The sequence below is a fragment of the Nostoc sp. genome (assembly GCF_036918015.1).
Classification (GTDB): domain Bacteria; phylum Cyanobacteriota; class Cyanobacteriia; order Cyanobacteriales; family Nostocaceae; genus Nostoc.
On record NZ_JBALEO010000077.1, the window covers coordinates 1 to 15,686 of the forward strand.

14 protein-coding genes are annotated in these 15,686 nt (G+C 42.9%); 10 read left to right on the top strand and 4 right to left on the bottom strand.

Annotated features, from left to right (window positions below):
• Positions 1-552: 552 nt before the first annotated feature.
• Positions 553-1,536 (top strand): polysaccharide deacetylase family protein, encoded by a 984-nt coding sequence (locus V7K61_RS21990; protein ID WP_335056492.1) that lies wholly within the window; start codon positions 553-555, stop codon positions 1,534-1,536.
• A 12-nt stretch (positions 1,537-1,548) separates the two neighbouring features.
• On the opposite strand, the gene V7K61_RS21995 is transcribed toward V7K61_RS21990, so the two are convergent.
• Positions 1,549-1,689 carry a hypothetical protein gene (locus V7K61_RS21995; RefSeq protein WP_335056494.1) on the bottom strand — a complete coding sequence of 47 codons (141 nt, stop codon included), beginning with the start codon at positions 1,687-1,689 and terminating at the stop codon, positions 1,549-1,551.
• 401 nt (positions 1,690-2,090) lie between these two features.
• Here V7K61_RS21995 and V7K61_RS22000 point away from each other — a divergent pair, with 401 nt between their 5' ends.
• From V7K61_RS22000 to V7K61_RS22015, 4 genes are all read left to right on the top strand, one after another.
• Positions 2,091-4,523 carry a dynamin-like GTPase family protein gene (locus V7K61_RS22000; protein ID WP_335056496.1) on the top strand — a complete coding sequence of 811 codons (2,433 nt, stop codon included), beginning with the start codon at positions 2,091-2,093 and terminating at the stop codon, positions 4,521-4,523.
• A gap of 117 nt (positions 4,524-4,640) precedes the next feature.
• Positions 4,641-5,021, top strand: a complete 381-nt coding sequence (locus V7K61_RS22005) for a KGK domain-containing protein (protein WP_335056498.1) — start codon at positions 4,641-4,643, stop codon at positions 5,019-5,021.
• A gap of 503 nt (positions 5,022-5,524) precedes the next feature.
• Entirely contained in the window at positions 5,525-6,544 is a 1,020-nt protein-coding gene (locus V7K61_RS22010) for a S66 peptidase family protein (protein WP_335056500.1), read from the top strand.
• A gap of 222 nt (positions 6,545-6,766) precedes the next feature.
• Positions 6,767-8,380: an NAD(P)/FAD-dependent oxidoreductase gene (locus V7K61_RS22015; RefSeq protein WP_335056502.1), complete on the top strand. Its 1,614-nt coding sequence runs from the start codon at positions 6,767-6,769 to the stop codon at positions 8,378-8,380.
• Positions 8,381-8,428: 48 nt separating this feature from the next.
• Here the strand turns inward: V7K61_RS22015 and V7K61_RS22020 are convergent, their stop codons facing one another.
• Positions 8,429-9,526: an alkene reductase gene (locus V7K61_RS22020; protein WP_335056504.1), complete on the bottom strand. Its 1,098-nt coding sequence runs from the start codon at positions 9,524-9,526 to the stop codon at positions 8,429-8,431.
• Positions 9,527-9,721: 195 nt separating this feature from the next.
• Here V7K61_RS22020 and V7K61_RS22025 point away from each other — a divergent pair, with 195 nt between their 5' ends.
• The gene (locus V7K61_RS22025; RefSeq protein ID WP_335056506.1) at positions 9,722-9,844 is read left to right on the top strand and encodes a hypothetical protein; all 123 of its coding nucleotides are present in this window, start codon (positions 9,722-9,724) and stop codon (positions 9,842-9,844) included.
• On the opposite strand, the gene V7K61_RS22030 is transcribed toward V7K61_RS22025, so the two are convergent.
• Together V7K61_RS22030 and V7K61_RS22035 are read right to left on the bottom strand one after the other, a co-directional pair.
• On the bottom strand, positions 9,830-10,096 hold the full coding sequence (locus V7K61_RS22030) for a hypothetical protein (protein WP_334698352.1): 267 nt from the start codon (positions 10,094-10,096) through the stop codon (positions 9,830-9,832). The genes V7K61_RS22025 and V7K61_RS22030 overlap by 15 nt on opposite strands.
• 238 nt (positions 10,097-10,334) lie before the next feature.
• Positions 10,335-11,459 (bottom strand): THUMP domain-containing class I SAM-dependent RNA methyltransferase, encoded by a 1,125-nt coding sequence (locus V7K61_RS22035; RefSeq protein WP_335056508.1) that lies wholly within the window; start codon positions 11,457-11,459, stop codon positions 10,335-10,337.
• A 160-nt stretch (positions 11,460-11,619) separates the two neighbouring features.
• On the opposite strand from V7K61_RS22035, the gene V7K61_RS22040 reads away from it, so the two are divergent.
• From V7K61_RS22040 to V7K61_RS22055, 4 genes are all read left to right on the top strand, one after another.
• Positions 11,620-11,775: a hypothetical protein gene (locus tag V7K61_RS22040; protein WP_335056510.1), complete on the top strand. Its 156-nt coding sequence runs from the start codon at positions 11,620-11,622 to the stop codon at positions 11,773-11,775.
• A gap of 127 nt (positions 11,776-11,902) precedes the next feature.
• Positions 11,903-12,448, top strand: a complete 546-nt coding sequence (locus V7K61_RS22045) for a hypothetical protein (RefSeq protein WP_335056512.1) — start codon at positions 11,903-11,905, stop codon at positions 12,446-12,448.
• 543 nt (positions 12,449-12,991) lie between these two features.
• Entirely contained in the window at positions 12,992-14,572 is a 1,581-nt protein-coding gene (locus V7K61_RS22050) for a group II intron reverse transcriptase/maturase (protein WP_335056514.1), read from the top strand.
• Between the two features lie 53 nt (positions 14,573-14,625).
• Positions 14,626-15,522: a hypothetical protein gene (locus V7K61_RS22055; RefSeq protein ID WP_335056516.1), complete on the top strand. Its 897-nt coding sequence runs from the start codon at positions 14,626-14,628 to the stop codon at positions 15,520-15,522.
• Positions 15,523-15,686: the final 164 nt, after the last annotated feature.

The following is a 15,686-nucleotide window of genomic DNA, read 5'->3' on the forward strand; positions in this document are numbered from 1 at the left end:
AAAAACTCGAATATTAAAAGTGAACTATAAACTGGATACTCATTTCTGAAGCATATCATGAGTTAAAATCTCATTTTTTAGTTCAAATCACAACTGCGTTTCTATCCCGCCTCGGAATGAATTCCGAGTCTCATAGCTAAAGTCCACTAAGCGTGGACTTCAGCTATCAGCCCTGAACTTTAGTTCTGGGCGGGATTGCCTGTCTGTGTGACAGTTTCACTCTGACAAAAATGTGGGTAGAGAATTTTTCGACTTGTGTGTACACCGTAGCCCTTGGGGAGAGGGGAGCTAGACTAGAGATTCAATTCCCCTTCTCCCAAGGGAGAAGGGGTTAGGGGATGAGGGCGTGAGGGATTTGCAAAACGCCTGTCCGATATAGTTTTCGGCTTAAGTTGACACCAATGCAGATGGATTCACACCAAGGCAATTTCCAATCCAAAATCTAAAATCTAAAATGGTATCAGCCCCCAGCGAACTATGGAACTTGGCCAATAAAGTCTAAACCTTAAACTATACTTGACGCTTAAAATTGTCCAAATAATTTAACTCATAATGAAAACAAAGCAAAAAGGAAACAAACCAATAGCCAGTCTTTCTTTAGATTTGGATAATATTTGGTCTTATTTAAAAAATCAGGGCGCTCCGGGTTGGGAGACTTATCCTTCTTACTTGGATATCGCAGTACCTCGTTTCTTAGATATTCTCAAGCAATGGGATTTGACAATCACAGTATTCATTGTCGGTCAGGATGCAGCGCTAGAAAAGAATACTAAGGCTATACAAGCGATCGCTAGCGCCGGTCACGAAATTGGCAATCATTCATTCTATCACGATCCTTGGCTACATCTGTATTCAGAGAATGAAATTGAAGAAGAGGTGGCACTGGCCGAAGAACATATCAAGCGCGTCACTCATCAACATCCTATCGGCTTCCGGGGGCCAGGATACAGTTTTTCTCCAGCAGTATTAAAAGTCTTAGCACGACGAGGATACGAATATGATGCTTCGACTTTTCCCACATTTTTGGGGCCTATAGCACGAGCATATTATTTAATAACTTGTAAATTGAGCAAGGAAGAACGTAAAAAACGGGAAGCGCTGTTTGGCGGTTTTAAAGAGGGTTTGCAGCCTCTAAAACCTTACCAGTGGCAACTAGATAAAGATAAGCTGACTGAGATTCCCGTTACCACCATGCCAATTTTTAAAGTGCCAATTCACTTCAGTTACATAATGTTTCTGAGTACATTTTCTTCGGAAGTGGCGTTACTGTATCTGCGAATTGCCCTGTGGCTGTGTAAAGTTACACGCGTCCAGCCTTCTTTGCTACTCCATCCTACAGATTTTGTAAGTCAAGAAGATGTGCCAGAACTCTCATTTTTTCCAGGTATGAGTGTTCCCACTTACAAAAAGCTGGCAATAGTGAACAAAAGTTTAGAAATTATATCCAGTCAGTTTAATGTTTTGACTGTTGGACAACACGCTAAATTTGCAGCCGATGCACGTAAACTGCCTGTATTAGTGCCTCAAAAGAGGTAAAAATACGATTTATTACCAATTACAAGCAGCAAACCAATGAGCGACAATTTCAACTAAACCTCGTCTACCTTGAGAACCGTAGTTTTGTAGGTTGGGTGCAGCGATAGCGTAACCCAACATAAAATTTGGTGGTAATGTTGGGTTGCGTTTCACTCCACCCAACCTACATAAATATATCTTTTAAAAAACTCTAGGTTTCAACATAGATGAGGTTTAGTTTTCCTAGAAAAACTATTTTTCCTAGAGAGACTGGTTTCGATAAATGAGTCTGAAAACCCGCTTCCAAAGCACGAATACGATTCTAGCTATCGCCATAAGCAGTTACGGTAATAGCTAGAACTTGTCTATCCATATTTGGTATAAGGGACTTCCAGTTAAAAAATATTCCATAGTAGGGGTGCAAGGACTTGCACCCCTACAAATATACAAATAATTAGTCATTAATTAGTAGTAATCTCTAGCAATCAACCACATATAATTCTCAGGAAATTTACTGAACCATCAAGACAATAAATATTACTAATATATAGAGAAATATTGTCAGGATGCTGAATATGTCAGATTTACCGCTTCAGTGCCAAAGTTTGAAAGAGCAGGTTGAATCTATATTACAACTTTTACAACAAGAACCAACACTACGTTCCCAAGATATTACACATATACGAACTTCTTTAAGTAAAGCGATTTCTCCGAAGTTTGAAATTGTATTTGCTGGTGCTTTTAGTGCTGGGAAATCAATGCTAATCAATGCACTATTAGAAAGGGAATTACTCTACAGTGCAGAAGGACACGCTACAGGTACAGAATGCAAAATCGAGTATGCAGAAGTAGATAAAGAACGTGTTGTTTTGACGTTTTTAAGTGAAGCAGAGATTCGAGAACAAGCAGTTTCTTTGTGTCAGCAACTAGGATTTCAGACAGTCACTAATATTAACCAAGCTGAGGTAATTAACCTGCTACGTCAAGGTTCTGAAGCGATTATTCAACAGGAGGGTGGTGAGAGTAAATCAGAACGTGCAAAACAGGCGAAGGCGTTAATGTTGCTGCTAGAGGGATATATGGCAAACCGCGATCGCATCTACACGGTAAATAATGCTACATATTCAATGGAGCAATTTAACTTTTCCAATCTCAAGGAAGCGGCTGGATATGCGCGTCGTGGTAGTAATAGTGCGGTATTGAAGCGGATAGAATATTACTGCAATCATCCTTTGCTACAAGATGGTAATGTAATCATTGACACACCTGGTATAGATGCGCCAGTAGAGAAAGATGCCCAACTAACCTATGCCAAAATTCAACATCCTGATACTTCGGCGGTGGTGTGTGTGCTAAAACCTGCTTCGGCGGGTGACATGACAAAAGAAGAAACCGAACTTTTGGAATTAATGCGGGAGAATGGGGGAGTACGCGATCGCGTTTTCTATATCTTCAACCGGATCGATGAAACTTGGTATAATACTCAGCTACGGCAACGATTGGACGATTTAATTAGTGGGCAATTTGCCAATTCCAGGAAGGTTTATAAAACCAGTGGATTATTAGGATTTTATGGCAGTCAGATTAAACAGACAAGCCCACAAGATAGATTTGGTTTAGATTCTGTTTTTGCAGAAAGTATTAAAGGTTTAGATGGTAAAGAAGAAACTCCACAATTTGTCTATGCGTTTAACAACTACTGTGTAAATTCAGGAAAGCTATCTTCCAGTAAATTCCGTGTCTCTGTTAACGGCTATGAAACTCCAAATCAAAATTATGTGCGGATTCTGGGAGAGTGGGGAAATGAACTGATAGAACAGTTAATTCAAGATAGTGGTACTGAAGAATTTCGCACAGCTATTACTCGTTATCTTACGGAAGAAAAGCGTCCCCAATTATTTAAAAATCTTGCTGATGATTTGGAAGATATTTGTATTAAGCTCAAAAAACATTATCAGAGTGTCCAACGCGATTTAGATAGTCAGCCCCAAGAAATTGAGACAATGAAGGCGCAAGAGTTACAACGCCTAAATCAGCAACTCCAGCAAATTGGTAGAGAATTTAGTGAGCATATCACAGAAGAAGTTAACCATGTAATTAATAATTCTTGTGATGCTTTTGAAGCAGATTTTAAGCAATTGCAATCACGAATGATTCGCCGCTTAGATGAATTGCTAGATACATTTTCGGTAGCTTATGCTTATCGACGTGCAACCATTAGCCATCCTCGAAATGCTACCGCACCTTTAATTGCTATTTTAGTAGAGGCATTTTATTACTTAGCAAATCAATTAGAAGATATTTTGGTTGAATCTTCTCAGCAAGTAGTTGCAAATTATTTCCAGCGGTTGATTGAAAAGATTCGCAAGTCAGAATATTATCGCCAACTGTATCGTTTATTAGATAATGATGGTGGAATTGAACAAGAGATTAGAAATTTAGAAAAAGTAGTTACTCAAGCATTAGTAAGTGCAGCTAGTGTAGAGTGCGATCGCTTTGTGCGAGAAAGCCCTAGATTTTACGATGAAGGCACTTTTTCTATATATCAATTTCGCCAAACTTTATCACAAACTTCTCAAGGTTACGACGCTGAAAGTATCGTGGAAGCAGAACCAGCGATTAGGCAGTTATTGAAGTTAGATTTTGAACCAAAAGTTTCTTATACTATTCGTAAATCTTTCCGTCAAACCATTAATCAAACACTGAAAACTCAGTTGTTACCAATGGCAGAACAGCAATCAGATGAGATTTTGCAGCAATACCCACAGGCGCGTGCTTATTTAGAGAAAACATTGGAACAAGAAGCAAAAGAAAAAATTGCGAATAATCGGCAATTATTAAATGTTGTTGAAGAAAATATTGCCGCATATAATTCAGCAGCTTCTAGTATTAATACTTGTTTACAGGCGATGCAATTATATGACAATCTTTTGCCTGTAATTGGTGATTCGTTTGATACTGTTGGTAAGTTTGCTAAGAATGAGTTTTTGGTTTCAGATGTGGTATAAGAGGTTTAATTTTAATCTCAAAGATGATTTGAGATAATTCTAGCTTTTAGTGAGTGCTTAATCACTCACTAATTACAGTTTTGCGTAAAATAGAAAAATTTCAAAAATCAGGTTTATATGGAAGATAGATTTAAGTCAATAGAGTGTAACGACGGTGATGTTTTGGATTTTGGAGACAACATATATAAAGTTGCTAAATTTAAACAAGCAATGGATAACTCATCTAACTCCGCGCTAGAATTTACATTGAATCAAGAATTAAGTAGGCAAGGAGTAGAGATAAAACAGTCTCAGATTATGAGTTGGTTTAAGGAGGGTATAGATTGCGAAATTTTAACACTAGGTTCTCCAAGCTGGAAAAAGGGGAAAGTGAAAATTAAAATAAGCGTTGAATTTTATATTGAAGAGGAAGATTTACAAATAACTAACAGCAACAATTCAGAAATCACCGAACCAGAGTCGCCTCTTGACGATCTTCGCCGCATGATTAATGAGTAAAACTAGTCAATCAAAATTTACAAGCAATCTTATTCGATTTGTTAAAATTCGCGGTGTCTAGATCCCCAACTTCTTTTAGAAGTCGGGGATCTAACTTTTTATGAATGATTTAGGCGTTGCTATAACCTATTACAATTTGTCATACCATTTCACTTTAATAATGATACAAATACGGTGGTAAGGGCATGGCAATGCCCATTGGTGTCAACTTAAGCTAAAAGTAGCTTAACTGTTAGCTGACTCGCCCGCCTCGAACTAAAGTTCTAGGCTAATAGCTAAAGTCTACTAAAGTAGACTAAAGATTTTGTAGACTAAAGATTTTTTGGATTATTTAGTCATCTTTAGATGACTTTCGCTATTAGCAAGGAACTTCAGTTCCTTGCGGGACATCGTTTTCACGTTAAGTTGACACCAATGGGTATTGCTATGCCCCTACGAGAAATCTATATGTATCAGCATTTTCGTGAATTGGTATCACTATCCCAGTTCCTAACTAAATGGTTATGACTATCAAACGTCGGGAATTTATCACAACCTGTGGACTATCTACCTTAGCCACCCAGATACCATCATTTACCGCCCAAGGTAAGCCATCTCTAAACACCATCCGCAAGCCGCCCCGCCTGCAAGCTGGCGATACCGTAGGATTGATAGCCCCTGCGGGTATCGTTGACGCTAAAGACATCGAAGCAGCGCAGAAATCAATTTCACAGTTAGGTTTAAAAGTCAAGCTGGGGAAGCATATTTTAGATCGTTATGGCTATTTAGCTGGAAAAGACGGCGATCGCGCTCAGGATGTAAACTTGATGTTTAGCGATCGCACCATAAAAGCAATTATTCCGATGCGTGGTGGTTGGGGCTGCAATCGCATTTTACCCTTACTCAACTACTCGCTAATCCGTTCCCATCCAAAAATTATCATCGGGTACAGCGATATTACTACCCTGTTGTTGGCAATTAATGCCCGTAGTCAAATGGTTACTTTTCATGGGCCAGTTGCCACGTCTACCTGGAATCAATTTACAGTAGATTACTTCAAGCGCATCTTATTTAATGCTGAAGCGGTAACTATGCAAAATCTCAACCCTAGCGAAGTACGCTTGGAGATAATAGCACCGGGAAAGGCGAGGGGTAAACTTGTGGGTGGAAACTTATCAGTACTATCAGCAATGGTAGGTTCACCTTACCTACCTTCCTGGAACAAAAGCATTCTGTTTGTGGAAGAAGTTGGCGAGGATGTTTATCGTATAGATAGGATGCTGACGCAGTTAAAAACTACTGGGATACTTAATCAAATTAATGGCTTTATCTTTGGGCAATGTACTAAATGTAGTCTTGGAGATGAACCATCATTTACATTAATGCAAGTATTGCAACAACACATACTTCCTTTAGGTATTCCTGCTTGGTATGGTTCCATGATTGGTCATATTAAGGATAAATTTACCTTGCCAGTCGGTGTAGAAGTGGAAATAGATGCTGAACTTGGGACAATACGAATGTTAGAGGCGGCAGTCAAATAATTTTGGATTTTAGATTTTAGATTTTAGATTTTAGATTTATTTTGCGTAGCTTGCTTATTGAAGAGCGAGTATAAATTCGGGCGCAACACTTGGAGATAAATTCGCGTTCAGACCTTTTTAAATTTTGGATTTTGAATCTTCAATGCAAAATCCAAAATTTAAAATCTAAAATTCGATGATTTTGATTAAAATTTTGATAGACAGTATGCATTTCTCCTCGCTATGTTACGCCTAACTGAAGTAAAGCTCCCGCTCGATCATCCTGAAGATGAGATCAAGACTGCTATCCTCAAAAAGCTGCAAATTACAGACGAAGAATTGATCGGTTATTCCATCTTCAAGCGTAGCTACGATGCCCGTAAGAAAGGAGATATCACCCTTGTCTATATTCTGGATGTAGAAACGACTCAGGAAACCCATCTACTCAAGCGTTTGAAAAAAGATCCCCATGTAATGGCTACGCCAGACATGAGTTATCGCCCAGTGGCACAAGCACCGAGCAATTTGACGATTCGCCCCATCGTGATTGGTACTGGGCCTTGTGGCTTGTTTGCGGGTTTGATGCTGGCACAAATGGGTTTCCGTCCGATCATTTTAGAGCGTGGGAAAAAAGTTCGCGATCGCACTGCTGATACTTTTGGCTTTTGGAAGAAAAAATCAGACTTCAACCCCGAATCTAATGCCCAGTTTGGCGAAGGTGGTGCGGGTACATTTTCTGACGGCAAACTCTACAGCCAAGTCAAAGATCCTCAGCATTATGGGCGCAAGGTACTAACCGAACTTGTCAATGCGGGAGCCTCACCAGAAATTCTCTATATCAACAAACCGCACATCGGCACCTTCAAACTGGTGGGAATCGTCCAAAGTATGCGCGCCAAAATCGAATCCCTCGGTGGTGAAATTCGCTTTGAAAGTCGGGTGGAAGATATCAACATCGAAAATGGCCAAGTGCGGGGAGTCACCCTCGCTAGTGGGGAATATATCGCCAGCGATCATGTGGTTTTGGCAGTAGGGCACAGCGCCCGTGATACATTCCAAATGCTATACGATCGTGGAGTTTACATAGAGCCTAAACCATTTTCCATCGGCTTTCGGGTCGAACATCCCCAGTCTCTCATCGATAAATGTCGTTTCGGCCCTCAAGCTGGTCATAAGCTTTTAGGTGCTGCCGATTATAAACTGGTTCACCACTGCCAAAATGGTCGTTCTGTCTATAGTTTCTGTATGTGTCCGGGGGGCTTGGTGGTTGCAGCGGCATCAGAACCGGGGCGACTTGTCACCAATGGGATGAGCCAATACTCTCGTAATGAGCGCAATGCCAACAGTGCGATCGTTGTAGGCATCACACCCGAAGATTATCCAGGAAATGCCTTAGCGGGAATTGACTTTCAACGGCGCTTAGAAGAACGGGCTTTTGAGTTGGGCGGCGGGACTTATGAAGCTCCAGGACAGTTGGTGGGAGACTTTCTCAACCATCGTCCCTCGACAGCATTGGGCACTGTTAAACCGTCTTATACACCTGGGGTACACTTGGGCGATTTGAGTCAGAGTTTACCAGATTATGCGATCGCTGCCATCCGTGAAGCCCTTCCCGCTTTTGACAAACAAATTAAAGGATTTGCGATGGATGATGCCGTGTTGACTGGAGTGGAAACCCGTACCTCATCACCCATTCGGATTAAACGCAAAGAGGATTATCAAAGTTTAAATACAGTCGGTCTTTATCCGGCTGGTGAAGGCGCGGGATACGCAGGGGGAATCCTCTCGGCGGGTATCGATGGTATCAAGGTAGCGGAGGCGGTGGCTTTAAGTATTTTGAAGGTGGTTTCTGATTAAATTTAAAAAGTTTTTGCAACACAACTCGCATGGGCGTTGTTATGCCACTCAATGGAGTTGCGACAGGGTTTGATAGTCTGTGTAGCCATGTTCGCTACCACCATAGAACGTTCTGACATCACCTTCGCTCAGGGGGGCATTGAGTCGTAGCCGATCCACTAAGTCAGGGTTAGAGATGAACAGTCGCCCAAAAACTATGGCATCAGCCCGCCCGCTTGTAATTGCTTCATCACCTCGTTGTCGATCAAACCCACCCACAGCTATCAGTGTTCCTTGGTAAACGGGACGTAGGAGATCGATGGGGTTAAACTTCGGTGCAGTTCCTCTGGCGTAACCTCGGTCATACCCCACGTGCAAGTATGCCAAACCCAATGGACTGAGTGCTTTTGCAACATAGGTGTAAGTTTCGGCAGGATCGTCATCAAATGTGTCGTTGACTGTGAAGCCGGGGGCAATCTTGACCCCAATCCGCTCCGCTCCCCGGACGCTACACAGAGCATTGACTACTTCGAGCGTGAAGCGAGTTCGATTCTCCAATGTGCCACCATAGGCATCCGTGCGTTGGTTGGAGCTGCTGACTTGGAACTGGTTGGGTAGATATCCGGTTGCTGCATGAAGTTCCACACCATCAAAACCTGCTTCAATAGAGAGTTCTGCCGCTCTGCGGTACTCCTCTACTATTTCGGGTATTTCGTCCAACTCTAACGGACGGGGTATCTCGAAAGGGACTTTGCCATCCCAAACGTGAACTTCTTCGGACACCACCGGGACAGCCGAAGGTGCGATCGGTCGGGCATGGTTAGGTAATAGGGAGGAGTGCGACACCCGTCCAGCGTGCATCAGTTGCACAAATATCCGACCTCCAGCAGCATGAACTGCATCTGTCACTTTTCGCCAGCCTGCAACCTGCTCCTCGTTGTGCAACCCAGGACAGGTTGTGTAACCTCGCCCCATTGGACTTGGATGCGTCCCTTCCGTAATAATAAGTCCCGCCGAAGCTCGCTGGGTGTAATATTCGACCATTGGGAGGGTAGGTACACACTCAGTAGTTGCCCGGAGACGGGACATCGGAGACATGATGATGCGGTTGGGAAGGTCAAGCGAACCTAGTCTAACTGGCGCGAACAGTCCTGATTTTTCTGGCATTGGCATTTTTCCTCTTCTAGAATCAGGGCGATAGCGAGTCCACTCTTACAGAGAAGCAAGCTACGCGTAGCGTCTCGTAGAGAGCGTCTGCCTGCGGCGGTAAACTACGCTCCACCGACAACCTCAATAATACTGCCCTACAGATAACTTCAAGATAACTTGCCAATATCAATTTTAATATCAAGCCCCACCTAGATGTCTTTCGAGGCAGGGCTTTGGTTTTTATGGCTGGAATCGATATGCAATCATGCATCAAGTGCGATGGCGTACACGCCCTTTCCGGTGGCGATCGCACTGGGGAATTTAGCCGAACGTTAAAGCTGGTTCTTCACAGAAGTTAAATACGGCTGACTCACTTTCTGATTCATCTTCAAAGACAGCAGATATGTACCATTCACAGGGCGAATCATTCGTATATTCAGCCCAAGCAATTGTTACTGTTTCACCCGATGGAATCCCTGAATCGCTCAAGGTAAATGAAGCCCACTCTTCATCATCGACAGATACCCATAACTCTGTAATTGCTTGTTCGGTATCATTGGTAACGGTAAACGTGAATTGATCTGACATAAATAGCCCCTTAGCTATAAATAAATTGCAGGTTGTCAGTCACCGATTATACTGCCACTTTTTTTAACCGTTGTCATCATAACTGCCAGAACCTATATTAATAGGTGGTTTCAAGCTTTTTTTGGCTAAATTTAAATTTGTTAAAGAGTATTAAAAATATCACAGGTAAGACGCGATGAATCGCCGTCTCTACAATAATCGGTCTTTTGTCTTGACGGCGATTTATCGCGTCTTTGCCTTAATACAACTCATATTTCATTAACTGACAAGGCAGCGCTCCGTTGTACACCGCAATCCGCCGGGATGATTTTAGTCCAATCGATTGAGACAGTTCCTTGTTCCCACTCAGTACAAATGCAGTCCAGCCTTTGAAGCGTTGTTTCAACACATCGCCCAAAAGTTTGTAAAATGCCCCTAAATCGCTATCTCGCCCCAGCCGTTCGCCATAGGGTGGATTGCAGAATAAAATCCCACTGTCTGCGGGGGCGACAACATCAGCTAACTCCATTTGAGAAAACCATACATGGTTATCAACGCCGCAGTTTTGAGCATTGTTAATTGCTTGCTCAATTATATTTTCATCGCGATCGCTTCCCCAAATAGGTGCAGTCAGGCTATCTAGTTGACTATCCTTAGCTTCTTGGAGCAGTTTTTCTAAAAGGGGCAGATCAAAATCTAGCCAATTTTCAAATCCAAAGGATTCACGAAACAGCCCTGGTGCGATATTCAGTGCCTTTAAGCTAGCTTCCAGAGGTAAAGTGCCAGATCCACACAGAGGATCGTAGAACATCTGGTTTGGTTGCCAACCCGAAAGTTGAATCAGGGCAGCAGCTAGAGATTCCTTCAGAGGGGCTACTCCCACCGCAGGGCGGTAGCCTCGGCGGTGCAGACTATTTCCAGAACTGTCGAGTTTAACGGTACAAAAGTCGCGTTCAATATGAACATTAACCCGCACATCTGGTTCATGAAGCTCTACATTTGAACGTTCGCCCAGATTTTCTTGCTGCTGATCGACGATCGCATTTTTGACCTGAAGAGATGTGAAGTGGCTGTGGTTGAGGTGCTGGTTTTTGCCCGTGACATTCACCGCCAGCGTCATATCTGGTGTGAGATAGTTTTGCCAATCGATAGTTTGGATACCGCGATAGAGATCCTTGGCATCAAGGCATGGAAACTCATTGATATTCACCAAGATTCGGAACGGCAGCCTAGCCCAGAGATTGACGCGATAAAGTAAAGTGCGATCGCCCTCAAAGGCTACACCGCAAAAGCCCGGCTCTACGGAATGGGCACCCAGTTGCTCTAACTCCTGAGCCGCGAGGGTTTCTAATCCGCGAGCAACCGTTGCAAAATACTGATTCATCCTCTAATCCAAAGCATTATCTTCACTGCTCACCCATTGACGCACTTTAGCTTAACTTATATCTGGAGCTTAACTTATATCTGGTGACATTCTCTCTCGTTAAGTCTGCAACTATAACTTTAGTAGGGTAGAGGTAGGAGTCAGCCTGGATTTCTCACTTGTGAGAAATCCAAGGGGTGTGGGAGGTGTGGGAGGTGTGGGAGGATGGGGAAGAAGTCTTACCCCCCACACTCCCCACACTCCCCACACTCCTCTTCCCCTGAAGCCTACACTATGCGTGAGAAATCCGGGTCAGGACACAGTAAATATTTTTTGAAAGAGATTATATTTTCTTCAGTTTCAGTACTATCTTAAATCAATTAACCTTGCTAATATCAAGCTGAAATACTATTCAGCCACTTTCCAATACAACCCATCAAGAAAAATAATCAGAGGGAAAAACTATGAGTTTAGTATCTGATATTGTTCTGCTGCAAGACTTAACATCGTCATCTAATGAGGGTGTAGTCCAGCTTAAAGCCGTACTTCCGGCGACGGTAAATCGCTTAATCAACCCGAAGTTAGCAAAGATATTTGGTGATGACCTGAAATTTGGTATTGCCTCTTTCAAGGATAAGCCCCTTGTACCTTTTGGGGGTTACGCTGACTATGTATATCAACCAGAAGTCGCTTTGACAAATAATGTCACAACAATTAAAGACAAAATCTTTGGCTTTGAAGCTTTTGGTGGCAATGATGGGCCAGAATCACAATTATTTGCACTCTTGTTCGCAGCTTTAGATAACGGCAGTCTTGGTTTCAGAGTAGGTTCATTTCGTGTTGCGATCGTAGCCACCGATAGTATTTATCACGTTGCCGGCGATCGCGCAGCAGTTAGGGCAGATAGTATTGGCAATAATGGAGATGCGATCGCTGATGCTTTTGAAGATTATCCACAGGTCGGACAAGTAAAAACTGCGCTAGAAGCAAATGTGCGATTCGTTGATTAGTGAATCACGGTATCCAGTCCGTACATAACTAATCCAGTCCGTCAGCAGATCACTGACATTAAAGGCTGAACTCTCGGATTGATGCAAGTGTAAGTCTTGCCATTCAGACTCAGAATTGACTCCTTATCTGCCCACACCGAACAAGCTCGGTTCTTGTAGAGTGAAGCTGGGAACAGGGTGCAATCAGACAGCCGTTACGGGTTGACACTGGCACTAACAGGGAGTTCCTATGGTGAAACCGGGTCTAGAAAAGCAACCTATCTAGGAGCAGGGCGTAACATAAAAAAACCTTGACTTCACTGGAGTTCATTCCCGCCGCACATGATTTGCTATAGCGGTAAGAGTCTTGGGAATCCAGTGGTTGAATTGACCACACCTAACGGAACAATCAATCTCTCCGAGGGAACGAATAGAAACGATTTGTGAGTCCTGGGGCAGTCGAACCCCAAGTAGGCTAGACGAGAAGCGGAACTCTTACAAGTCGGGTAGGACAGACCGTAATTGGTCTGAGGTGTTCAGAAAATACAAACTCTAGAAGAGAAAATGATTAGACACAGTTATAAAACTAGTGAATCTTGGAAAGCCCTACCGTGGAAGAAATTCCGCCGAAATCTTTTCCGCCTTCAAAAGCGCGTATTTAAAGCTGTTCAAGTTGGAGACAAGCGGAAAGCTAGGTTACTCCAAAAGCTTATTCTAAAATCCACCTCGGCTCGATTTCTTGCAATTAGACTTGTATCTCAGCTAAATGCTGGCAAAAAGACGGCAGGTATTGATGGTAAGAAATCCCTCTCATCTGAAGAACGCTTCAACCTTGAAGAACTACTGAAAATGAATAGTGGAAATTGGAAGCATCAAGGACTACGGGAAATCCCCATCCCCAAGAAGGACGGGACTACCAGAATGCTAAAAATACCCACCATCGCGGATAGAGCCTGGCAATGCCTAGCAAAATATGCACTTGAACCAGCACACGAAGCCACTTTCCACGCCAGGAGCTATGGGTTTAGAACTGGGCGCTCTGCCCATGATGCACAAAAGTACATCTTTGATAACCTCCGCTCCCAAAGCAACGGAATAGAAAAACGAGTTATTGAACTCGATATCGAAAAATGCTTCGACAGGATTAACCATTCAGCAATAATGGATGAACTCATCGCCCCCAAAGGCTTAAAACTCGGTATCTTCCGATGCCTCAAGGCTGGAGTCAACCCAGAATTCCCCGAACAGGGTACACCTCAAGGGGGAGTGGTTAGCCCATTACTAGCAAATATTGCGCTCAACGGGATTGAGAGTACACACAGATACCACGCCGGATACAAATTCGGTAAAAGTATCACAGACAACACCCCAGAAAATGGAATTATCGAGCCATCAATCCGATACGCGGATGACATGGTTATAATACTCCGACCCGAAGATGATGCAACAGAGATACTTGAAAGAATCAGCGAGTTCCTCCGCAAACGCGGAATGAATGTAAGCCAAAAGAAAACCAAAGTTACCGCCGCGACAGATGGGTTTGATTTCCTCGGCTGGCATTTCAAAGTCCAGAAAAACGGAAAGCTTAGAAGCACTCCCTCAGTAGATAACTTCAAAGCGTTCCGTAAGAAAGTAAAACACATCGTCAACAACTCGAATTATGGTGCTACCACAAAGGCTGAGAAATTAGCCCCGGTAGTTAGAGGTTGGAGAAATTACCATAAGTTCTGCAAGATGGACGGGTCTAGAAACTCGTTATACCACATTGAAAAAAGAGCTTACACGGTATTCAACAAGGAAACCAAGCAAAACCGCCACTCTAGCAAGAAATTACTAGACAAAGCATTCCCAGCAGTTTCCTACTCCGAAGGTAGTCACGTCATGGTCAAAGGCACAAAGTCCCCCTATGACGGAAATACAGCTTACTGGAGCGAACGTAACAGTAAACTCTATGATGGCGAAACCTCTAAAGCCCTTAAGAAGCAAAACCATAAATGTGCCTCCTGCGGTTTAAAATTCATCGATGAGGAACGGGTTCACTTGCATCACATCGATGGAAACCATGCCAACTGGAAGAAAAATAATCTCGAAGCAATTCACGAGAGTTGCCACGATTACAAACACATGAGCAAAAGCGCAAGCTAAGAACATCGGAAGCTGGGTGCGGTGAAAGTCGCACGCCCAGATTTAACTGAGAGGTGCGGGGAATAATATCCCCCATCGACTCAACCAACATTATTCCAATTTTTCTAACTACGAGTAATGTTGTAGCCGATTACGAGACACTAGTTACCCAGCTTGGCCGAGGTGCTGTACTGACTCTTGGTTCTACAAGTGAAAATCTTGCCGATCTCATAAAAGAGGCTGTTGCTCGATCCAGAAATGCGATAAGTACTGATGTCACTACAACCAAGGGAAACGATACCTTTAGTGGGGCGAATTTTTCGGCTGGCAATAAGGTTATTTTTGCTGGGAATGGTAATGACAGTATTTCGCTTTCTGGTGTTGTTGGTAATCATTACATTGATGGGGGGGCAGGTAGTGACACTCTCGTTGGTGGATCTCGTGCAGACATCATAGATGGGGGTAGTGATGACGACAACCTTCTGGGGAGCAACGGTGATGATATTCTTTTTGGCAGTAGTGGAAAAGATACTCTGATCGGCAACACAGGCAACGATTACCTACAGGGAGATAGTGGGGACGACATCTTAACAGGAGGCGCTGGTGCAGATAAGTTTGCATTTGCAACAGGATCGAAGTTTAATATTAGGGAACTCGGAGTTGATATTATTAGTGACTTCACTCTTGAGGAAGACAAGATCCAACTATCTAAATCTACCTTTACTGCTTTAAGTAACTCAGTCTTTCCGACTCAATTAAATTCCGCAGACTTTGCCACAGTGACAAACGATACTTTAGCTGCAAGTAGTAGTGCGGTTATTGTTTACAATAGCGCAAATGGTAGTCTCTTTTATAACCCTAATGGTTCGGCGGATAATTTTGCTGAGATTAATTCCGGGGGTAAATTTGCACAATTGGGTACTAACTCTTTTCCTGCTCTAACTACCGCTAGTTTTGAGGTAGTTTTGTGATCGGAATTCAGGAGTCAGAATTCAGGAGTCAGAATAGTGGAAAGATCGGGAGATAAGTTGAAGGGATGAATATAGTTGTGATATCAAACCTGACTCCTGTTAACGAATAGCTAAGGTTTAACCGTGCTAAATTATTACTTTTCGTGATTGATTTAGCTTAATTT